A 22,147-nucleotide genomic window follows, 5' to 3' on the forward strand; every position below is an offset into this window, starting at 1 on the left:
GTTACTCCCCTTTGCTGCCTGCGGCTTTATCAGTGGCCGGGGCAGGTGCCGGGTTTGCTCCTTTGACGTTGGTCGCTTCGGCGACTTTCACTTCGGCGCCTGGTTTGACGTACTGCAAGCCTTCGGTAATGACCCGATCACCTTCTTTCAGGCCGTCTTCGATCAGCCAGTCGCTGCCCACGGTGCGGTTGGCCACCAGCGTACGCATTTCAACCTTGTTGTCCTGGTTGACGATCATGGCGGTCGGCGTGCCTTTCAGGTCGCGGGTCACGCCTTGCTGCGGTGCCAGAATGGCTTTCGCACTGACGCCAGCCTGCAATTGCGCGTGGACGAACATGCCAGGCAACAAGCGATGTTCCGGGTTCGGGAATACGGCGCGCAAGGTGACCGAGCCTGTGGTCTGGTCAACCGATACTTCGGAGAATTCCAGCTTGCCTTCCTGGCCATAGACGCTGTTGTCTTCCAGCGTCAGCTTGACCTTGGCCGCGTTGTCGCCGGCTTTCTGCAGCTTGCCGCTTTCCAGGTCATTGCGCAGCTTGAGCATGTCGGCAGACGACTGAACCACATCCACGTAGATCGGGTCGAGCTGCTGGATGGTTGCCATTGCTTCGGTCTGGGCGCTGCTGACCAGTGCGCCTTCGGTCACTGCGGAGCGGCCGATACGACCTGAAATAGGTGCCAGCACCTTGGTGTAGCGCAGGTTGATCTGGGCGGTCTGCAAGGCGGCCTGAGCTTCCTGCGTCGATGCCTGGGCGGTGTCATATTCCTGACGGCTTACCGCTTGCTCGCTGACCAGTTGCTTGTAGCGATCAGACATCGACTTGGCAGACTGCAGGGTCGCCTTGGCGCTGTTGGCATTGGCCTCATAGACAGCCGGGTCGATCTGATAGAGCTGCTGACCGGCTTTGACGTCGCCACCTTCGGTAAACAGACGTTTGAGAATGATGCCGTTGACCTGAGGGCGTACCTCGGCGACGCGGAATGCGGTGGTCCGGCCTGGCAGCTCGGTGGTCAGGGTATAGGGCTGTGCTTTGAGGGTAACGACGCCGACCTGAGGGGTTTGCGCAGGCGGGGCCGCCTGTTCCTTCTTGCTACAGCCACTGAGCAGGGTTGCCAGGGCGACGGCAGTGACCAGAACGGTAACAGCTGGCTTGAATTGCATGAAGATCCTCGGGGCAGGAGCCTGTTGTCTCAACAGTACGTTGAAGTGTTAAAAAATATTTCGGCTAGATAAGTAGCATGCTAAGGAATATACTTACATTCGCGGCTGTTTGTAAACACCCGCTGTGCGCATTCGGCCACTATTCACAGTGCCGACAGCCAATTCGGGACAAGGCGAGACAAATGCCGCCCGGTCATATCTCCAGGCCTGCCACCAGACGTATGCCTGAGGTAAATTTTTTGAGGTTTTATTGCCATGGTTCGTCGCACCAAAGAGGAAGCTCAGATCACTCGCAGCCAGATTCTGGAGGCTGCCGAGCAGGCTTTTTATGAGCGAGGCGTCGCCCGCACCACGCTGGCTGACATCGCAACCCTTGCTGGTGTGACGCGAGGAGCCATTTACTGGCACTTCAACAATAAGGCCGATCTGGTCCAGGCAATGCTCGACAGTCTTCAGGAACCACTCGATGAAATGGCGCAGGCCAGTCAGAGCGAAGAGGAAGAAGACCCACTGGGCTGTATGAGAAATCTTTTGATTCATTTGTTTCATGAGCTCGCACTGGACCCGAAAACCCGTCGCATCAATGAAATCCTGTTTCACAAATGCGAGTTTACTGACGAGATGTGTGATTTTCGTCGTCAGCGCCAGGACAACGCCATACAGTGCCACGACCGGATCACCCTGGGGCTGAACAATGCCGTACGTCAGGGGCAACTTCCAAAAGATCTCGACACGGCCCGTGCCGCAGTCGCCCTGTTTTCTTACGTAAACGGCATCATTTATCAATGGCTGCTGGTTCCAGACAGCTTTTCATTGCCGGCAGAGGCCGAGCAACTGGTTGATGTGTGTCTGGACATGCTGCGCTTCAGCCCTACGCTAAGAATCAGCAAGGCTTCCTGACGGAGATGACAGGTCGTAGCGCCTGCCGGTTCGGTCGGGCCGTTGTCTTTCCCACAAAGCCTAACTCCAATTCTTGCTTTTTATACAGTGTGTTTACTGACTGTTTACCCGTCCTCATCGATTGCCCCCGCCGGTTGCCGCCGATCAGACCTTGATCCGACAAAATATTGTAGGAGGCAGGTAGGACATTTCCTGATACATGTAGCTGATTTCCCAAAGTAATTTCCGAGTATTGCCCCGCGGGAAAACTCCCTTCACTCTTCGCTTCCGGAAAGATCAGAAGAGAGGAAGGTTGCATGTTTTTGCCGAATCTTGCGCCTATGTGCCTTGAAGTCATCGCCAGATCCGCTGAAGTGTACGAGCGTGGACAGGGCCGTGACTTGCATGAGCGCAGGTCTGTGTCGGGCGTGATCGAAACATGCAAAGGGCATGCAGGCGTTAGCGTAAATCCGCGTCTCTCGATCAAAGGGAGGGCGGAGCATGTCGGACACTACAACTGATGCTGTGAGGCTACTGGCCGGAGTCGCGCAGCAATCCGAACGGGTCGCCATGGATTCTGAATTGGGGACGCCCGTCATTCGACTTGGGTTGATCACCACGCTGTATTTCCGCAATGGCCACACGCTGGAGATGAAGCGTCGGGTCGAAGCCTGCTTTTCGCGCTTCTATGACGCGTTCAAGCCGAAACTCAAATGGCAGCTGTTCAAGCGTATGCGTCGCTTGAGCGCATCGGGTTTTGCATCGACCCGGCGTCAGGTTGTCGAAAGCCTCCCGGACGAGCAGTTCATCTGGTCTATCGCCAGTGCGACCCAGGCCGAGGTCGCCATGTACAGCCTGTTTGTCATGAACACCCCGCAGGGGCAGGCCGATAACGATCGCTCTTGTCTGAAAATGGTATTGCCCTGGTCCTGCCTGACCGAGCCCGACGGTTTGAAGAACTACGAGGCCTGGATCCGCTATCTAAGCAGCGAAGTGCAGGCCGAGCATGGCTTTGGCGGGCTCGCCTGTGTACTGCCTTGCGATGGTCATCAGTATTTACCCTGGGGGTATCGACTGGCTCAGGACTACATAGGGTTGATGGTCGATCCCGGTCCGCACATTGAAAGCCTGCGTTTGCTGGACCGTATAAAGGGCGTCAGTTGGTACACGGTGCTGGGCGAAGGGTTTGTCAGGCAGCTGGGAGGGAGCGACAGATTGCGGGGCGAGATGAGCGCGCACAGCGACATCGTGTTCCATAGCTATCGCAACGGGTTGATCATTCGGGCGGGTGCGGTGCCTGAATTGGGTGGTCGAGGCCTGCCACCGCCGCAACCCTATGTGACGGTCAACCGGATGATCAAACCGGTTCGCCTGCAGGACACCGGCAACCTTCATCCCTACCTTGCTCCCGGTATCGGCTTTACCGAGGAAACCACTGCGCAATGGTATGCGCGATTTGATGAAAAACCGCTGCCGCCAGTTGATGCGGGGCAGGCATGCCCTCGATCAGGCTGCTGGTTCAGCAGCGCACAGTTTGGCTCTCGTCGACATTTCGACGAAGGTGAACTCATGCCGGCGTTCAACCATATAAAAAGCAAGAAAACCCAGTGGTTTTGGGCCGGCATGCCTTCCTGATTCAGCGCGTCGAGCTAATCCCGGCCTCGCAATAGCGTATTGGGCATTGCTACTGCTGCGGCAAGGCCGAGCAGCGAAATGGCCGCACTGGTGATCAGCAGGTTTCTGAAGGTCAGCGCCAGTTCGGCTCGCAGTGTTTCCAGTGCCGGTCCGGTTGCTGCATTAAGGCTGTCGAGCAGGACATTACCGGAGCTGCCTTCGCCACCCAGTGCTCCCGAGCCGAGCAGGCCGACACCGGTATGCTGCAACATAGCCAGTAGCAGCGCCGACATCAATGCCACGCCTACTGCACCCCCCAGCGAGCGGAACAGATTGGTTGTGCTGGTGGCCACGCCCATATCCCTTGGCTGAACCGAGTTTTGGGTGCCGACCAATGAGGTGGGGAACTGCATGCCGGTGGCGATGCCGGTAAGGACCATGAACAGGCTCATCGCTATCAGCGATTGGGGAGGCGTGAAGGCCATGCCCAGAATCGCGATGGGCATCAGCAACGCCCCGGTCAGAATAAGCGGTTTGTAGCGCCCGGTTTGCGCGGTGCGTCGCCCGGCGAAATAGGCACCCATCGGCATGCCGATCGCCAGCGGAAGCAGGTGCAGGGCGGCACTGTCTGCACCGCCACCGGTGACGGTCTGGTAACGCAACGGCATCAGGACAATCAGGGAAATAGCCTGAAAACTGGTAAAGAACACCGTGCACCAGCAAAGCACGGCACTTTTATTGGTGAACAGGTGCATGGGCAACAGGGGCTCGGCGGCACGGCGTTCGTACCAGACGAAAATGCCCAGCGTCAGCAGGGCGGTGCCCAGTAACAACTGAACCTCGAAATCGCCCAGACCATGCCCCTGCCCAATTTCGGTAATTCCCAGCAGCAGCGCGGTCAGGCCGATGATCATCAGCACCGTACCCAGGTAGTCGATAATCGGTTTGCGCTGCGGCACTGGCAGGCCGACCAGGGTTCGATATGCGACGATCAGCGCGGCTGCTCCCAAGGGCAGATTAATCAGGAACACCCAGCGCCAGGACAGGTATTCGGTCATCAAGCCGCCCAAGACCGGGCCTGCGACGCTGGCCACGGCGTACATGCTGCTGAAGTAGCCTTGGTAGCGGCCCCGCTCACGAGGCGGAACAATGTCGGCGATGATTGCCTGGCTTACCGAAACCATACCGCCTGCACCGATGCCTTGAAGGACGCGCGCCAGCACCAGTTGTTCCATGCTCTGCGCCATGCCACAGAACAGCGAGGCGAGGGTGAAAAGCCCCAAGCCGAACAGCATCAGTTTACGCCGTCCGTAAAGATCGCCCAGCTTGCCGTAGATCGGCACTGCTACGGTCAGTGAAACCATATACGCGGAAATGACCCACGCCAGCAGATCGATGTCCCTGAACTGGGCGGAAATGGCAGGCATCGAAACAGCAACGATGGTCTGATCCAGAGCGCTGAGCAATACCGCCATCATCAACGCGAACAGAATGCTGCGAATGGCCGGAGGCGTTTGAGTAAGACTGGTCAAGGCAAAACCTGATGGCAGTGTTGACCCGCCGCAAGTGAGGCGGGAGAGTCTGACCAGTCTAATCCGATAGCTTGCTAATCGATAGCTGCCTTTGCTGAACGATGACGCAATTCACGCTACACAAGCGTCATCGCAAGGCGCTGAAGGTTGCGTCGGTCGGCACGCAATGGCCAAACGTGCAACTGGCGACCTGTGGGGCCTGACGAGCCAGCTCGTTACGATAGGCCCCTGCGGTGTATACCGCCAGGACCGCTAGAGCACCGACGACAACCATGCATTTTCTTGTTCTGACTTTCATGACGCACTCCTTACCTCGGCTACAGAGCAGTTTGAAAGAACTGATTAAAGTGTAGGACAAGGTTGGAGTTTGCGTCGGTAGTCATCATCTGCGTTTGCTGCGTGACGAATGCCCTGGAAGACGCGTTAGAATTCGCGCTTTGATTTATGAGCAGGGTCCATACGCATGGCACGCAAGGAATACAACGGGTTTGAAGTGGTGTCGGCAGTCATTCCTTCCGAGCAGGGGTACAACGCGGCAATTGCCATCAAGGCGCTGGGTGCAGGCGGAGCGCCGCGCTTTCATGCGCTGCTGCCGGATCAGAAATTCAAGACCGCCGATGATGCCGACCTGGCCGCTGTACAGGAGCTGCAGCGGCTGATCGACATTGATGCCGAGGGCGAGCCTGTATGGGGCGATTCCTGATCAGGCGCCTGGGCGAAACATCTTGAACAGCGCTTCCGGCCCAAGCTGGAAGTAATCTGCAGGACCGCCGCCACGCAGGATCGGCTCGGCGGCTGCGGTGTCATAAACACCGTCCTTGAGCAGGAATTTCTCGATGTGTACGGCTACCACTTCGCCCAGAATCAGCCAGCTGGGCACCAGTTCCTGGTCGGCGCGTTGCAATTGAATGATCTGCGTGACTTTGCATTCAAACGACACCGGCGTCTCAAGCACACGTGGGACCGAGACGATATGAGAGGCCAGCGGCGTGAGGTTGGCCAGTTCGAACTCGCTGACATCCGGCGCTACCGGGGCACAGCTCTGGTTCATGGCTTCGGCCAGCGAGCGGGTCGCAAGATTCCAGACAAACTCACCGGTCTGCTCGATGTTATTCAGACTGTCCTTGCGACCAACGCTACAGAACCCAATGATGGGGGGCACGTAGTTGAAAGCATTGAAGAAACTGTAGGGTGCCAGATTCAATTTGCCGTTGGCATCCTGCGATGAAATCCAGCCGATCGGGCGTGGGCCTACAATCGCGTTGAACGGGTCATGCGGCAGGCCGTGACCCTTGGACGGCTCGTAGGAGTGAATAGCGTCTGACATGCTTGATTCCTGATGGGCTCTATAGGGTGCGGACATAGTGCTGCGCATTTGCAGAGGATGCCAGAGTAGCGTGTATTTTAGCCTGCGCCAGACATGAAGAAGCCCGACATCGGCCGGGCTTGGGGTGTTGCGTGGACTATCAGCCCAGACGATTGGCGCCGACGTGGTCTGCGCCATCAGCGGCCTGACGGTTTGCACCGACACGGTCCGCGCCATCAGAGGCCAGACGGTTGGCACCGACGTGGTCTGCACCATCGGCAGCCTGACGATTTGGACCGACACGGTCTGCGCCGTCAGCAGCTACGCGAATTGAACCGACGTTAGTGTGTTTGGTGCCGCCTTCAGCAACGATGGTCGAGCGGGACATATCGCTTTGAACAGTTGTGACTGGAAGTGCAAAGGCGCTGGAAGCCAGAACAGAGAAAGCCAGGCCGAAGATCAATTTAGTGGTTTTCATGATGATGTCTCCAATGAGTGTCGGGTGAGTTGTCATCCCGGTATGGAGGCAATGCTACGCGCCAGCGGATTATTAAGAAGTTAATCGGATTGCTAGCGACCATCGCTGAAAATGATAGTTGGCTGTAATGCTCTGATTTCGGGCTTTGTGGGCGATATTGCATTATTGAGGTGCATATTTTGAAAAATCTTGTAATAAAGCCTCTTGACAAAATGGAAGTGTAATCTTTTCAATGTCTTATCGCTGATTGGTCTCGAAAGTGTGCACTGTATTGAAACACTTTGTAGCAAGTGCTCATGTCGCTCCAGGGGGCATTGATGGCAGTTGTATCGATGTAACCGATATTGATGTTCCTCACACCGGTGTGGAAACGGCACGCCAACTCAGGCGTTGGCATGCCACTCAAGCGGGTTAATGAAGAGTGATCAATCTGTCTCGATCCGCGAATGTTTGCGCGTGTCTTTCATGAAGACATACACCAGCAGCGAACAGGCGATGCAAGCGGTTACGTACCAGTAGTAGCCGGTTTCCATGCCGATGCTCTTGAACCACAGTGCGATGTATTCCGCAGTACCACCGAAAATCGACACCGTCAGTGCGTATGGAAGGCCGACACCCAGCGCACGGATCTCGGTCGGAAACAGCTCGGCCTTGACCACTGCGTTGATCGATGTGTAACCGCTGACGATGATCAGCGCCGCCATGATCAGGAAGAACGCGCCCCACCAGGTCTGAATGGTATGCAGCGTGGTCAGGATCGGTACGGTACACAGCGTTCCCAGTACGCCAAACGCAATCAGGATCGGACGCCGCCCGACCTTGTCGGACAGGGCGCCAATCACCGGCTGCAACAGCATGAACAGAAACAGCGTCGCGGCTGATATCGAGGTCGAGTCGGTGATGCTCATGCCGACGGTGTTGACCAGATACTTCTGCATATACGTGGTGTAGGTATAGAAAGCCAGGGTCCCGCCCATCGTCAGACCGACTACGGTCATCAGTTCCTTGGGATGACGCATCAATGTGCGCATCAGGCTTTCCTTGGCCTTTTCCTTTTTCTTGCGGGTGAACGACTCGGTTTCTTCCATGCCACGACGCAGAAACAGCGCGACGACTGCACACAGGGCACCGATGACAAACGGGATACGCCAGCCCCAGGCATACAGTTGCTCGGTGGTCAGCGTCTGCTGCAGCACGATCAACACGCCCAGCGCGATGAGTTGGCCGGAAATCAGCGTGACGTACTGGAAGCTGGAAAAGAAGCCGCGACGTTCCTTGGTGGCCATTTCGCTGAGGTAGGTAGCTGAGGTGCCATATTCACCCCCGACAGACAGGCCCTGCAGTAGTCGGGCGAACACCAGCAGGATCGGGGCACCGACGCCGATGCTCTCATAGCCCGGGGTCAGGGCAATGATCAGCGAGCCGAAACACATCAGCAGCACCGATGCCATCAGCGCAGCCTTGCGCCCCTTGTAGTCAGCGTAAAGCCCCATCAGCCAGCCACCGATAGGCCGCATCAGAAAGCCGACGGCAAAAATCGCGGCCGTGTTGAGTAACTGTGCGGTGGTGTCGCCCTTGGGGAAGAACGCTTTGGCGAAGTACAGCGAGAAAGCGGCGTAGACGTACCAGTCGTACCACTCGACCATGTTACCGACCGAGCCGCTGAAAATGGATTTTAAACGGCTGGAAGTGGTTTTTTGGCCGGCAGCAGTAGCAGCCGACCCACGGGAGGCGGGATTGGAAGTTTCCATGGTGTTCCTTGTTTTTCATTATTTTTGGAAGGAGGCATTGGCTGCCCTGCCTGTGACATAGCAGGAGCTGTGCCACACCATGAGAGCCTGTTCTAGAGCGGTTGCGAGATTTTGATGAGCGAGAATCCGCTTATCTGTACAAAATAGATAAGCGGATTCTTGCCGATGGGTGCTCAAGCGAGGTTAGTGACCGCGTGCCGGCCCGAACACAATCACGCCCACGACGAAAGCGAGCATCAGACCCAGAACGATCATGATTGCCTTGAAGGTATTTCTGACGCAGAAGGCTTTTACGCTATCCCAGCCTCCGGTTCTGATGGAGATGGCGTCCTGAAAACCTGAAATCCGGTAGGGCGACAGCACGATCCATAGCAGCAGGACAGCGCCATACAGCGCTGCCAGTACGGGCCCTTTCTGTACACAGATATAGCCTAGCGTGACGATCGGAATACCGTGGCGCAGCGCCAGCGCCTGATAACCGGGCCAGCTCAGGTAATCGGGCAGCAAGCGCGCACTCCAGCGCGTATCCACCGGCTTGATACGCTCAGCGAAAGGGCGCCAGAACGACATGAATATATGGATGACAAGCAAGAGGAAAATCGGCGCGGTCAGCGCAAGGCCAGCTATTTCGTACCAAGTGGCGTTGCTGCCGGAAGGGTCCAGTGATGCCGTCGTGAAGATCGTCAATACGCCGAAAAAATAGGCCCTGAGATTGAAATTGGATGACACCTGCTCAGGCAATTTACGCCAGGATTGTACGTCGGCGTCCGGGAATTCTTGTATGGCATCCGGGAATCGGTGAGTGAGGTCGGACGCCAGTTTTTCGCAGGCTTGCCACAGCTCTTGATTACCGTGCCTTGCCAGTCGCAGCCTTTCATCCAGGGGTGGTGGTTGCAGAAGAAGACGCGCAGCCATGGTCTCGGGACTGTCTTGTGAGGCTTCGAGCAGTTTCTGCTGACGTGCGACGAATGCCTTCTTTTCACAACGCTGGACCAGATTCATCCACAGGGAAAGCGGCCCTGCATACACGTCATGTTTCTGATCCCAGGCAAAAAGGCTGCTCACGCGTTCGAACAGGGCAGGGGGCCAGTCATGGTTGTTGAGCAGCAGTGTCATGGTCCACTGTTCAAGTTGCTCCTGGCGATCAAATGATGTCAGCCATGGCTGCTGCCGGAGTGCCTTGAGCGTATCGAGAAAGGCACGTTCCTCGTTGTTTTCGAGCATGGCATGAAATGACTCAAGCGAGCTGTCCAGCAGTGCCTGAGTCAGCCGATGCGCCTGATGAGTCCTGAGCTGTACTTTTTGCCAGGGTGTCAGCCAATGCAGTTGTTCGACGGCGGCCTTGATCAGCGCCTGATTGTCCTCCGGGTCCAGCAGGCAACGCCGGGCCAGATGTTGCTGGAAGAGCTCATCGCAGCCTTGATCCTGGGCTATCTGACGTTGTGAGTGCAGGTTTTCCGGTGTGGTCTGACTGGCTTGCTCATACCAGCTCAACTCTACTGCCGGTCGGGCAGGAGGCTCGGCCATGTCGAATGCCGGGTGTACCTGTCGATGGTCCGGTCGGACTACCAATACAGGCTCATCAAGGGGCAGCGATTCGAGGGGATGGCCAGCATTTGACCAGACGTCACTGCCCTCACCATCGTCTTCGGCACGATTTCTTGCCCAGTCCAGCGCCTGCTCGTAAGCATCGCGCAGCGCCTGAAAGGCAGCCGGGTCGTCGTCGGGACGCGTGGTTTTCAACAGCCTGGCGTATTGGCGCTTGATGCTGCGCTCGTCGGCATCATGGCCCAGATCCAGTACGCTCCAGCAATCCATTGCCGTCACCATTCACCTCGTTCGAAACGGTCTGCTTCCTGTTCAAGCTGTTTGCGCAGTTCATTGATCTGCCGGTCATCCTGGGTTTCCAGCACGCGCTGGAATTGTGCAGCCCAGACTCCGATGGTTTCACGTGCCTCGCCCAGATACTCCTGATAGAGCCGTTCCAGACGTGCTGTCAGGTGAGTGTTGACCTGTTGTTCGCGAGGATGAACCTTGAGTGCTTCCAGCACCTTGAGTCGTTCACGGATTTCGGCGGGTGTCATGACTCCGGGGTTGTTCTCGATAACCAGCTTGTGATTTTCGCCGGTCATCTGGATCCGCACGTCGGCCTCCAGCAGGCCGTTGTTGTCGTATGTGAAACGCACGTCCAGTTCGACCTCGCCAGCCTTGGCTTTCGGCACGGGAATATTCAGCTCGCCCAGCGCGATGTTGTCTTTGACCAGGCGGCTTTCACCTTGAAAAATCCGCAGCAGAACGTGCTCCTGATTATCGGCAACCGTGTTTACGGTACGCACCCGGCTGACCGGTACCACGCTGTTGCGTTCGATGATCGGAAGGTAATGCCCGGACTGATAGCCGTTGAACACGTATTGTGTGGTTTCGATACCCAGGGTGTAGGGGCACACGTCGGTCAAAACGACTTCTTCCAGCGCCGCATCGCGCTGCTTGAGTGCTGCCTGAATTGCAGCACCCTGCGCGACAACCTCATCCGGGTTGAGTGTGATGGCCGGAAAACGGCCGAACATCCCCGCGGCCAGTTTGCGGATCAGCGGCATACGTGTAGTGCCGCCCACCAGCAGGATTTCGTCCAGATCTGCGACGCGAATTTTCGCATCGCGCAAGGCTCGCTCGATAGGCGCGCGCAGGCGGGCCAGCAGAGGCGCAAACAGATCATTCATCTGCTCTTGCGTGATTGTCTTGCGCCATTCGCGGTCGGCATGGCGCAGCACGAAATCGACACTGTTTTCCTGGCCCAGCGCCTTGCGCACGCGCTCGGCTTCACGTCGTAGCGAAGGCGTTACCAGTTCCTTGCCGGGGAAGTCCTGCTCATCTCGGTGCAGGGTCAGAAAGTGCTCGACCAGCAGGCGGTCAAAATCTTCACCCCCCAGAAAGTTGTCGCCCGCGCTGGCACGCACTTCCATCACGCCGTCGAAGAGTTCGAGGATCGAGATGTCGAACGTGCCGCCACCCAGGTCGAAGACCAGAAACGAGGTTTCGCCTTCCTTCTGATGAAGTCCATAGGCCAGGGCTGCTGCTGTCGGCTCGTTGATGAGCTTCTCGACCTTGAGGCCGGCCAGCTCACCGGCAATGCGCGTCGCTTTACGCTGAGCGTCACTGAAGTACGCCGGAACGCTGATCACCGCCTCGGTGACAGGCTCGCCAAACGCGCGCTCGACGTCGGCTTTAAGACTCTTGAGTACCAGCGAGGACAACTCTTCCGGACGATAGGTGGCAGATCCCAGGCGAATCTCCTGAGCGCTGCCCATATAACGTTTGAATAGCGCCGTGGTTTTTTCCGGGTGAGTTTGCAGACGTTCGCGCGCCGCCTTGCCGACCAGAATCTGCCCTTCGTCGTCCAGTCCGACAACGCTTGGAGTCAGCGTCTCTCCCAACGCATTGGTAACCAGCTCGCTGCTGCCGTCGCGCCAGACAGCCACCAGGCTGTTGGTGGTGCCCAGGTCAATACCGACGATCATCTCAAAAATGCTCCCTGCTCAAGGATTGTTGCAATGTTTTGCGTGATTCTGAATCAAGGCAACCGGTGTTGTCTTCGTTTTATGCGTCGGGAATACCTGGTTGCGTCCTGCCTCAGGATGCCTTTTCGGGATTATTGTTCCCCGGTACGGCTCACCGCCCTGTGCAGGATCGCCGCCAGATCTTCTCTGGAATAGGGCTTTTGCAACAGGTCGAAGCGGTGTGCCTCGTCCTTGGCGATCGTCGCAAATTCAGTGCTGTAACCGGTGGTGAGGACGACCGGCATCCAGGGGTAACGCGCCTCGATTTCGGCAGACAGTTCCAGCCCGCTCATGCCGGGCATCGCGATATCCGAGAACACCACATGAAAGTTTTCCGGGTTACCGGACAATTCATGCAGCGCCTCGGCGGCACTTTTGACCCATAGCACCTGAAAGCCAAGCTGCTCAAGCATCGGTCGGGTAAAAGTGCCGATGTCCTGATTGTCCTCGACCATCAAAACGCACAGACCGGGCAACGCGATGGGCGCGTAATGCTTGTCTTGCGCGACGACTTCGTGATTTTTTGCACTCGGCAGGCACAGCCTGAAGCAGCTGCCTCTGCCCAGTTCGCTTTCAACCAGCACTTCGCCGCCCGATTGTTTGGCGAAGCCGAATACCTGCGACAACCCCAGCCCTGTACCCTGTCCCACGCTTTTGGTGGTGTAGAACGGTTCAAAGATCAGGCCCAGTTTTTCTTTGGCGATACCCGCGCCGGTATCGGTCAGCGACACCGTCACATAATCGCCATCGCTGAGTGAGGCGGGCTGATCGGCAGTGGGGCAGGCAGCGCATTCAACTTTTATGCTGAGTCGGCCTGCGCCCGACATTGCATCGCGGGCGTTAACCACCATGTTGACCAGCGCAGTGTCGAACTGGCTGCCATCGGCGAAGATAAAGCACGGCTCGGCAGGCAGGTCGATGTTCACCTGAATGCGTGCGCCGGTGAGCGTATCCATCATCTCGCCAATACGCGCTACGCTCTTGCAGACATCGAACACTTCCGGCTGCAAGGCCTGACGGCGGGCAAAGGCCAGCAACTGACCGGTCAAGCGAGCCGCCCGGTCTACCGTACTGGAAATCGCCTCGACGTACTTCACACGGCGATGCTCTTCAAGGTTAGGTGCCTTCAACAGGTCGCTGCAGGAGCGGATCACCGTCAACAGGTTATTGAAGTCGTGCGCCACACCGCCAGTGAGTTGGCCGATAGCCTCCAGTTTCTGCGCTTGATGCAAGGCGTCCTGGGACAGCCGCAACGCTTCATTGGCTTCTTCTTCGGCCTGAATGTCACGGCCGACGGCATGGATGAATTGTTTGTCCGGTACGGCAGTCCACGAGATGGTCCGGTACGAACCATCCAGGTGGCGATAGCGATTCTTGAAGTGAGGAATGGTCTGGCCATTTTCCAGTCCGCTCATGGCGGCCAGCGTACTGTCCACGTCTTCGGGGTGCACCAGCCCCAGGAACTGGCTGTCGAGCAGTTGTTCTGCCGACCAGCCGAGAGCTTGAGTCCAGGCCGGATTGACTGCCGAGATAATGCCGTCGAACTGCGCCACCAGCATCAGGTCAGTCGACAGGCGCCAGATGCGATCACGAGCACGGGTGCGCTCAATCACGCGCTGCTCGAGCGTTTCGTTGAGAGACATCAGCGCTTGTTCAGCGTCTCGGAGCTGTGTCATGTCACGGGACACACACAGGATTTTCTCCGGCTTGCCGTCCTTGCCGAAAATCGGGCTGACTTGCACATGCCACCACTTGACTGTGCCCGTCAGAGTTTTCGCCGATCCCATGAAACTGGCGTTCTGACCCGCGCGGGCCGCTTCGACAGCCGCGATGGCGTCCAGATTGCCTTGGTCCTGCCAGAAATCGGGCCAGGGGCAGCCGCGAATCGCATTGAAATCGCTGACTTCCATGATCTGCTGGCCGCCTTCGCTCATGAAGGTCAGGCGCGAATCGAGGTCCAGCACCTTGATGCAATCATTGATGCTCGACAGAACACGGTCGGTAAACGCTTCGTTTTCATTTTGCCGGACCTGGGCAATGACTTGGGAGGTGGTTTCATTGACCCGGCAGAACACGCCCTCGATCAGGCCGTTATCGCCGTAGAGCGGCGAATAGGAAAGGGACCACCAGGTTTGCTCGGGCCTGCCGTTGCGCACAATGGTGCGCTGAATATCGTCAGACCGGCGGCTGTGCCCACCAAGCGCCTGCTCAGCCAGCGGGCGCACGGCCTCCCAGGCATCACCCCACACCGAGGCAATGGGTTGTCCTTGTGCCTGCTCTGCTGCAACGGGCAAAACCTGGGAATAGGCGTCATTGAAGAACAGGACAAAGTCCGCCCCCCAAAGCAGGTACATGCTGTCAGGGCAACTGAGCATCAGGTTCATTGATGACAGTAACGCTGCAGGCCATGCTTGCTTCGGTCCCAGCGCAGACGTCGACCAGTCTGTCTCTCGGATAAGCCGGCCCATATCGCCGCCTCCCAGTGGGAGGTCGAGGGGAGTATTCACGGTAGAAAATGCCCCAACTTTCGGACTGCCAATGTGAGCTTGAATAGCCAGGCGGGAATGATGTCATTATGCCTTTAAACTATCCAGCCATCACGGCCTTACATAGCCGGGACAGTATGCAGACCCGGCAGCGCGGGAAATGTTCGGTTATCGCCGGAAGAAGCCATACAGGATATGCGCAGCCATCAGTTCAGGAACATTTCCCGTACCAGAGCATGGCGCTGCATTTTCTCGTTCAGCGTCCGTCGCGGCAGTTGCAGCTCGTTGAGCACAGCCTTGATATCACCTTTGTGACGGGCCAGCGAAGCGCGCAGGCATTGTGCTTCGAAGGCTTCCTGGCGTGCTGCCAGAGAGTGTCCCTGCAATTGAGTATCGGGCTGCGGCGAGGTGAGTTCCAGGCCCAGCGCCTGCCGCTCAGCCGAATTGGCCAGCTCGCGTACGTTGCCAGGCCAGTCATGGCTGAGCAACTGACTCAGGCGTGCGGCGCTCAGGGCGGGCGATTCGCGGCCCATACGCTCGGCGGCTGCTCGGGCGAAGTGGCTGAACAGTTGCGCGATGTCTTCAAGGCGTTCGCGCAACGGCGGCAGGCGCAGCTCGGCAACGTTCAGGCGATAGGCCAGATCTTCACGGAAGCGCCCGGCGCGGGCCTCTTCAAGCAGGTCCGGTTTGGTCGCAGCAATGATCCGCAAGTTGACATCAATACTCTGATTCGAGCCCAACCGTTCAAGGCGCTTGTCTTGCAGAACGCGTAGCAGCTTGACCTGTTGCGCCATGGGCATGCTCTCTATTTCGTCAAGAAACACGGTGCCGCCGTCGGCATACTCCAGTCTGCCGATACGTTTACCCTGTGCACCGGTAAACGCGCCGCTTTCGTGCCCGAACAACTCGGCTTCGAACAGATGTTCCGGGATGGCCGCGCAATTAAGCGCAACAAAAGGTTTGCCGGCGCGCGGCCCGAAGTCGTGCAGGCAGCGAGCGACCAGTTCCTTACCGCTGCCGGTTTCCCCCCGAATGATTACATTGACCGGCAGTTGCGCGAGCTCAAGCACCTGACGGCGTAAGGTCTGCAGGCTGGGCGACACGCCGAGCAGCGTGGCGTCCAGTCGGGTTCTGGCATCGGCCTGTTCATGCAGACGGCGGTTTTCCAGCACCAGTTGGCGTTTCTCCAGCGCGCGCCGCAGGTTGCTGATCAGCGTTTCAGGGCTGAAGGGCTTTTCCAGAAAATCATAGGCACCTTCGCGCATCGCCTCTACAGCCATCGGCACATCACCATGGCCGGTGAGGAGGATGACCGGCAGGTCCGGGTCCATGCCTTGCAGTCGGCTCAGCAGTTCCAGACCGCTCATGCCCGGCATGCGTACGTCGGTCAGCACCACACCGGGGAAATGTTCCGGCAGCTGTGCCAGGCACTCCTCGGCACGGGCGAAGACTTGCACCTCAAACCCCGACAGCGTCAGCCATTGCTCGACGGCTTGCCGAATGGGTGCCTCGTCGTCTACCACGATGACCGAGTTCAACATGCCGGGTTCAGGCCTCCAGAAAGTCATTGGGCAGGCTGAACCAGAACACAGCACCTTCGGCATGGTTTTGCGCCGTAAGTTGCCCGCCCAGTTCGTGAATGATGGCGTACGACACGGCCAGGCCAAGGCCCAGACCATCGCCCACAGGTTTGGTGGTGAAAAACGGATCGAAAATACTGGCCAGGTTTTCTTCGGCGATCCCCGTTCCGTTGTCTTTGACGCTGAGCCGCCATTGCTTGTCGATGGCGTCGATACGCACTTCAAGGCGCCTGGACGGGCGCTCGCGCATGGCGTCCAGTGCATTGCGCAGCAGGTTTATCAGCACCTGCTCCAGACGTATGGCATCGCCACGCACCCAGGCGGGACGTGACAGATGCAGCACGCAGTCGATGTGCTCCTCGCGCAGGCGTGGGTCGAGCAACAGCAAGGCCTGATCGACTACCGTGGCCAGGTCCAGTCTTTCGCGCAAACCGCTGGGGCTCTTGCGGGCAAAGGTCTTCAGGTGGCTGGTCAAGGCGGCCATACGTGTCAGTTGTTGATCGACTGGAACCAGCGCTTTGCAGGCTTCATCGATTCGGCCCTGATCCAGCAGCAGTCGCACGGTCGCCAGTTGCATGCGCTGGGCAGTCAGCGGCTGGTTGATTTCGTGGGCCAGCGCTGCCGACATCTGCCCCAGTGCCGCCAGTTTGGCCGACTGCACCAGACCGTCCTGCGCGGTTTGCAGATCACGGGTGCGCTCTTGCACCAGACGCTCCAGTTCGTCCCGGTTGCGCTCCCGTAATCGCGCCAGTCGCCAGCGCTGATAGAGAAACAGCGCCAGAAATACCAGTGCCAGCCAGATACCCGCTGCGGCGATGCCCGCATTGCGAATGTCCTCGCTGGACGTAGGTGGCTTGCGCAACAGGTGCAAGGTCCAGTTTTCATCGGGCAGCGGCAGCGACTGCCAGAGATAATCCGTGGTGCCATCCGGGCCTTCTACACGGCTCAAATGACTGTTTTTGCCGAAGCTGTCCATGACCCGACTGCGCAGCGGGGAAAGTACCTTCTTGTCGTATTGGCGAGTGCGCAGCAGGTCGGCACGGTCCTCTACAGAAATAGGCAGCAGTTCCCGATAGCGCCAGCCCGATTGATTGGCAATGAAAACGATGCCTTTTTCGTCGCTGACCAATAGCAGGTCGTCACCTTGGCCCCACTCCTGCTCAAGGTCTGGAAACTCCAGCTTCACGACCATCGCACCGATGAAGGCACCCGTATCGTTCACCACCGCACTGGACAAGAAGTACCCAGGGATTCCGGTGGTCACACCGACCGCGTAAAAGCGCCCGGTACCCTGAGCCCGTGTTTGCAGAAAGTAGGGGCGAAAGCCGTAGTTGTGGCCGACATAGCTGTTGGGTGCGCGCCAATTGCTCGCGCTGATCGCCAGACCGTGCAGGTCGAGCAATTCAAGCGTCGATGAATGCGCCGTATTGTTGATTTTTTCCAGCTTGAGATTGAGCGCGTTCTGCACGTCAGCGGCTACCGGACCGCTCAACGCCGCACGTATCTCCGGGTCCAGTGCCAGAACAGAGGGCAGGGCGCGATAACGTTCGATCAGGGTATGCAGGGTATTGGCATACAGTGCCAGTTGCCCCTCGGCACGCACCGCATCTTCTGATAGCGCGTGACGCTGGGCCTGATGCATCGCAAGCCCGGCGCACAGCACCGCACCGGCCATGATCAGCAGCATGTACAGGGTAATGCGCCAGTAACGATGCTTGAGCGTCATGTTGCGGCCTGATCGGACTCCGCTGGCGCGTTTGCAGATCGATGCCTGCGAACGCGCCATGGACGAGCGTTACAACAGATTGAAGGTCGCTTCTTTCACGGTCTGCGAGTCCAGGCCGATCATGACCTTGAATTCACCAGGTTCCGCAGCGTACTTGAGCTCGCTATTGTAGAACTTGAGGTCGTTTTCACTGAGCGTGAAGTTAACGACTTTTTCCTCGCCAGGCTCAAGCATCACTTTTTCGAAGTTCTTCAGTTCTTTCACCGGGCGACTGATCGACGCAGCCACATCATGCAGATACAACTGCACCACGGTCGCGCCTGCAACCTTGCCGGTGTTTTTCACGGTTACGCTGGCAGTGAGCTTGCCTTTGCGCGTCATGCTGGCGTCAGACAGCTTGATGTCCGAGACGTCGAACTGCGTATAGCTCAGACCGTAACCGAACGGAAACAGCGGGCCATTGGGCTCCTCGAAATAGTGCGAGGTATAGTTGCCCGGCTTGTCTTCACGATACGGACGGCCGGTATTCAAGTGTGCATAGTAGACCGGCAGTTGACCGATCGAGCGCGGGAACGACATGGCCAGCTTGCCCGACGGGTTGTAGTCGCCGAACAGTACATCCGCCACCGCGTTGCCGCCTTCGGTGCCCGGGAACCAGGTTTCGAGCATGGCATCGGCCTGTTCCTGCTCGTCGACCAGTACCAGGGGACGGCCATTCATCAACACCAGCACCAGTGGTTTACCCGTGGCCTTGAGTGCCTTGATCAGGTCACGCTGCTTGCCCGGAATGTTCAGGCTGCTGCGGCTGGCCGACTCATGGGACATACCGCGCGACTCGCCTACCACGGCAACAATCACATCAGCCTGCTCGGCGACCTTGACCGCTTCGTCGATCATTTCCTGCGCTGGACGCGGGTCGACCTCGACCTCCTTCTCGATGAAGTTCAGATAGTTGAGGATGTGCTCGTTGTCACTGACGTTGGCACCACGGGCGTAAACCAGTTTGGCCTTGTCGCCGACCGCGTTGGCCAGTCCTTCATACACAGTGACCGACTGATTGGCACGGCCCGCTGCCGACCAGCTGCCGAGCATGTCGAGGTGGCTTTGAGCCAATCCACCAATAACCGCGATGGTGCCTTGTTTCTTCAACGGCAGCGTTTCGTTCTGGTTCTTCAGCAGCACCAGTGTCTTGCGCGCAACATCGCGAGCCTCGGCACGGTGCAGGCGGTCATCGGAATAGGTGTCTGCCGGGTCATCGGCAGCGACGCCGATTCGGCCGTAAGGAGCGGCGAACAGGCCCATGTCGTACTTGGCCCCCAGTACTTCACGCACGGCGCTGTCGATTTCCTTCATGGAAACCTCGCCGTCCTTGACCAGTCCGGGCAACTGCTCGCCATAGGCCACGTCGTTCATGCTCAGATCGACACCAGCCTTGATCGCCAGCTTGGCGGCCTCGCGAAAGTCCTTGGCCACGCCGTGGTCGATCAGTTCCTTGATCGCGCCATGGTCGCTGATGGTCACGCCCTTGAAGCCCCAGTCCTTGCGCAGCAGATCCTGCATCAGCCATTTGTTGGCGGTCGACGGGACACCATTGATCGAGTTGAGCGCAACCATCACGCCGCCAGCTCCTGCATCGATGCCAGCCTTGTAGGGCGGCAGGTAGTCCTGATACATGCGCGTCATGCTCATGTCCACGGTGTTGTAGTCGCGTCCGCCTTCGACCGCGCCATACAGAGCGAAGTGCTTGACGGCAGCCATGATGCTGTCATTGGCTGCGATGTTCTTGCCCTGGAAAGACCGGACCATCACATCGGAAATGCGTGACACCAGGTAGGTGTCCTCGCCAAAGCCTTCGGAGCTGCGGCCCCAGCGTGGATCGCGGGAAATATCGACCATGGGCGCGAATGTCATGTCGATACTGTCAGCACTTGCCTCTTTAGCCGAAACCCGGCCCATCAGTGCGACGGCGTCCATGTCCCAGCTGGCGGCCATGCCCAGGCTGATCGGGAAAATCGTACGATGACCGTGAACCACGTCGTAGGCAAAAAACATCGGAATTTTCAGACGGCTTTTGGCGACAGCAGCTTCCTGCAGCGGACGATTTTCCGAACGGGTAACGGAGTTGAACGTGCCGCCGATTCTTCCGGCAGCAATTTCCTTGAGAATTTGCGGCTGTGGCATGTCGGCGCTGATGCTGATCAAACGCAACTGGCCGATCTTTTCGTCCAGGGTCATTTGTTTCATGAGTTTGCCGATGAAGGCATTCTTGGCTTGAAGCGTTGTATTGTCCGTGGCGGCGGCGCTTTGGGCCATCACCGACTGACTGGCCATCCCGACCAGCAAACCTAATAAACACAGCTTATTCATGAATGATTTCTCAAGGCTTTTGTCAGCAACTCGCGTTTAATGTCCGACAGCCAGTTTTTGGGTTATGGACCTTTGGCGTTATGGTTCGTACAGGGCGCAAGGATAGTTGCCATCCGCTTCACTGTACGAAGTCCCCCCAAGGTGTGTACGAAAATGGTGGTTTGATTGATTTTTGTACAAACCCTGTTCGATCAATTATTGACCGCATCAGGCGTTGGCGATGGATTATGCCGGGGAACTTGTGTTTTGGCTAAGGCGTGTCGTTTCAATAGTTTCAAAAAAAGCACCGGAGGTCTGATTTTGAAGTCTGTTTCACAATGGATGTTGTACGTGGTGATGCTATTGGGAGGTGGGTTGCGTGCCGAGGCGGAGCCAACCGCGCTGGTTTTTCCGCCAATGACCGGCAGTGTGGTCGATGCTGCACAAATGCTCGACAGTCAGACCACAGTTCGTCTGGCCAGACTTCTGCGTGCCCACGAGCAAGCCACCGGCGAGCGCGTTGTAGTGGTGACCCTGGCCGATCTGCAAGGTACAAGCATCGAAGAGTTCGGAGCCCGACTCGGTGACGCCTGGAGCCTTGGGCCGCACGGCGAAGACGACAGCGTTCTGCTGGTGGTTTACCGTGACAAGCGCAAGGTATTCATGGAAGTCGGTGCTGCCCTGAAGGATCGTTTCAATGAAGCCCAGGCCTCCTTGATCATCGATATGTTGATGACGCCCGAGTTTGACGACAATCGTTTTGCGGTCGGCATCGAGCGCGGTACACGGGCGGTTATCGCGGCTTTGGGCGGTCAGATACCGGATTATCCCGAACCGACGAGACAGATGTCCGAATATGAAGAGCAGGCCAGTGACGATCAGGTCTGGCTGATCGCGATTGTTCTGACCCTCATCGTGCTGGGCATCGTGATCATCAGTATCAAACGCGGGGCCGTTGCCCGGCCTGCACGTGACAGGGCCGCTGACCGCAATGGCGGTCGCTTTGGCGGTGGCGGGGCTTCGGGCAACTGGTAGCGGATCGATTGGTCAATGAGGGAAGCATGGCGTTATTGAACAGAGATGAACAGCGGCAGGTCGCCGAAGCGATTGATCGCGTCGAGCAGCGCACCGATGCCGAACTGGTTACGGTACTGGCTGCTCGTGCCGACGACTACGCGTACATGCCGCTGATCTGGGCCGGGTTGATCGGCCTGCTGCTGCCGGGCACGGTCAATTACTGCGTTCAGTGGTTGAGCGCGGACGAACTGATGCTGGCGCAAATGAGTACGTTCATTGTTGTGGCGCTGGTCTGCCGCGTGTCGAACGTGTCGGCCTTGCTGGTGCCGCTTTCGGTTCGGCGCTGGAGAGCCGGAAATCTGGCACGTCGGCAGTTTCTTGAACAAAACCTGCACAAGACCCATGACGGAACCGGCATTCTGGTTTTTGTCAGTGAGGCCGAACGGTATGTCGAAATTCTGGTTGACCATGGCATTGCCAGTCGTCTGCATGACGATACCTGGAAGGCGATGGTCGACGTATTTACCCAGCAGGTCAGAGACGGGCAGACCTTGCAGGGGTTTCTTGGCTGTATCCATGCCTGTGGCGAGTTGCTTGCCGATCACGTTCCAGTGACGTACGGCAGGAATGAGCTGCCGAATCGGCTGGTGGTGTTGGGGTAACGGCAAAAGGCAGATGTCGATTTTATCGACATCTGCCTTGCTTGAAAATCG

The 22,147-nt window shown here is 57.7% G+C and carries 17 protein-coding genes; 5 read left to right on the plus strand and 12 right to left on the minus strand.

Going from position 1 to position 22,147, the window contains the following annotated elements:
* Position 1: 1 nt before the first annotated feature.
* Positions 2 to 1,162 carry an efflux RND transporter periplasmic adaptor subunit gene (locus AC4ANE_RS06995; protein WP_002554959.1) on the minus strand — a complete coding sequence of 387 codons (1,161 nt, stop codon included), beginning with the start codon at positions 1,160 to 1,162 and terminating at the stop codon, positions 2 to 4.
* 255 nt (positions 1,163 to 1,417) lie between these two features.
* Between AC4ANE_RS06995 and pmeR the strand changes: the two genes are divergently transcribed.
* Positions 1,418 to 2,062, plus strand: coding sequence for an auxin-lysine conjugate-binding transcriptional regulator PmeR (gene pmeR, locus AC4ANE_RS07000; RefSeq protein WP_002554958.1), 645 nt, complete (start codon positions 1,418 to 1,420; stop codon positions 2,060 to 2,062).
* A gap of 480 nt (positions 2,063 to 2,542) precedes the next feature.
* On the plus strand, positions 2,543 to 3,676 hold the full coding sequence (locus tag AC4ANE_RS07005) for a DUF3396 domain-containing protein (RefSeq protein WP_002554957.1): 1,134 nt from the start codon (positions 2,543 to 2,545) through the stop codon (positions 3,674 to 3,676).
* 14 nt (positions 3,677 to 3,690) lie between these two features.
* Here AC4ANE_RS07005 and AC4ANE_RS07010 read toward each other — a convergent pair whose 3' ends face one another.
* A complete protein-coding gene (locus AC4ANE_RS07010; RefSeq protein ID WP_002554956.1) occupies positions 3,691 to 5,187 on the minus strand; it encodes an MDR family MFS transporter in 1,497 nt (498 codons plus the stop codon).
* A gap of 127 nt (positions 5,188 to 5,314) precedes the next feature.
* Positions 5,315 to 5,485, minus strand: coding sequence for a hypothetical protein (locus AC4ANE_RS07015; RefSeq protein WP_004664028.1), 171 nt, complete (start codon positions 5,483 to 5,485; stop codon positions 5,315 to 5,317).
* A gap of 165 nt (positions 5,486 to 5,650) precedes the next feature.
* Between AC4ANE_RS07015 and AC4ANE_RS07020 the strand changes: the two genes are divergently transcribed.
* Positions 5,651 to 5,890 carry a hypothetical protein gene (locus tag AC4ANE_RS07020; RefSeq protein ID WP_002554955.1) on the plus strand — a complete coding sequence of 80 codons (240 nt, stop codon included), beginning with the start codon at positions 5,651 to 5,653 and terminating at the stop codon, positions 5,888 to 5,890.
* Here the strand turns inward: AC4ANE_RS07020 and AC4ANE_RS07025 are convergent, their stop codons facing one another.
* The 9 genes from AC4ANE_RS07025 to bglX all read right to left on the minus strand — a co-directional run bounded on the left by AC4ANE_RS07025 (position 5,891) and on the right by bglX (position 20,438).
* Positions 5,891 to 6,514 (minus strand): flavin reductase family protein, encoded by a 624-nt coding sequence (locus tag AC4ANE_RS07025; protein ID WP_002554954.1) that lies wholly within the window; start codon positions 6,512 to 6,514, stop codon positions 5,891 to 5,893.
* A gap of 139 nt (positions 6,515 to 6,653) precedes the next feature.
* Complete coding sequence (locus AC4ANE_RS07030) at positions 6,654 to 6,971, minus strand: hypothetical protein (RefSeq protein WP_002554953.1); 318 nt, start codon at positions 6,969 to 6,971, stop codon at positions 6,654 to 6,656.
* 425 nt (positions 6,972 to 7,396) lie between these two features.
* Positions 7,397 to 8,722, minus strand: a complete 1,326-nt coding sequence (locus AC4ANE_RS07035; RefSeq protein ID WP_002554952.1) for an MFS transporter — start codon at positions 8,720 to 8,722, stop codon at positions 7,397 to 7,399.
* A 183-nt stretch (positions 8,723 to 8,905) separates the two neighbouring features.
* Positions 8,906 to 10,540 (minus strand): J domain-containing protein, encoded by a 1,635-nt coding sequence (locus AC4ANE_RS07040; RefSeq protein WP_031594828.1) that lies wholly within the window; start codon positions 10,538 to 10,540, stop codon positions 8,906 to 8,908.
* 5 nt (positions 10,541 to 10,545) lie between these two features.
* A complete protein-coding gene (locus tag AC4ANE_RS07045; protein ID WP_005733487.1) occupies positions 10,546 to 12,240 on the minus strand; it encodes a molecular chaperone HscC in 1,695 nt (564 codons plus the stop codon).
* Between the two features lie 131 nt (positions 12,241 to 12,371).
* Complete coding sequence (locus tag AC4ANE_RS07050; protein WP_460408762.1) at positions 12,372 to 14,747, minus strand: PAS domain-containing protein; 2,376 nt, start codon at positions 14,745 to 14,747, stop codon at positions 12,372 to 12,374.
* Positions 14,748 to 14,971: 224 nt separating this feature from the next.
* On the minus strand, positions 14,972 to 16,306 hold the full coding sequence (locus tag AC4ANE_RS07055; RefSeq protein ID WP_044423595.1) for a sigma-54-dependent transcriptional regulator: 1,335 nt from the start codon (positions 16,304 to 16,306) through the stop codon (positions 14,972 to 14,974).
* Positions 16,307 to 16,313: 7 nt separating this feature from the next.
* Positions 16,314 to 18,071, minus strand: coding sequence for an ATP-binding protein (locus AC4ANE_RS07060; protein WP_002554947.1), 1,758 nt, complete (start codon positions 18,069 to 18,071; stop codon positions 16,314 to 16,316).
* A gap of 69 nt (positions 18,072 to 18,140) precedes the next feature.
* A complete protein-coding gene (gene bglX, locus AC4ANE_RS07065; RefSeq protein ID WP_002554946.1) occupies positions 18,141 to 20,438 on the minus strand; it encodes a beta-glucosidase BglX in 2,298 nt (765 codons plus the stop codon).
* 321 nt (positions 20,439 to 20,759) lie between these two features.
* Here bglX and AC4ANE_RS07070 point away from each other — a divergent pair, with 321 nt between their 5' ends.
* Positions 20,760 to 21,452 carry a TPM domain-containing protein gene (locus AC4ANE_RS07070; RefSeq protein WP_031594831.1) on the plus strand — a complete coding sequence of 231 codons (693 nt, stop codon included), beginning with the start codon at positions 20,760 to 20,762 and terminating at the stop codon, positions 21,450 to 21,452.
* 26 nt (positions 21,453 to 21,478) lie between these two features.
* Positions 21,479 to 22,096, plus strand: coding sequence for a TPM domain-containing protein (locus AC4ANE_RS07075; protein ID WP_002554944.1), 618 nt, complete (start codon positions 21,479 to 21,481; stop codon positions 22,094 to 22,096).
* Positions 22,097 to 22,147 lie beyond the last annotated feature (51 nt).

The sequence above is a fragment of the Pseudomonas sp. Pme6b genome, from assembly GCF_058129925.1.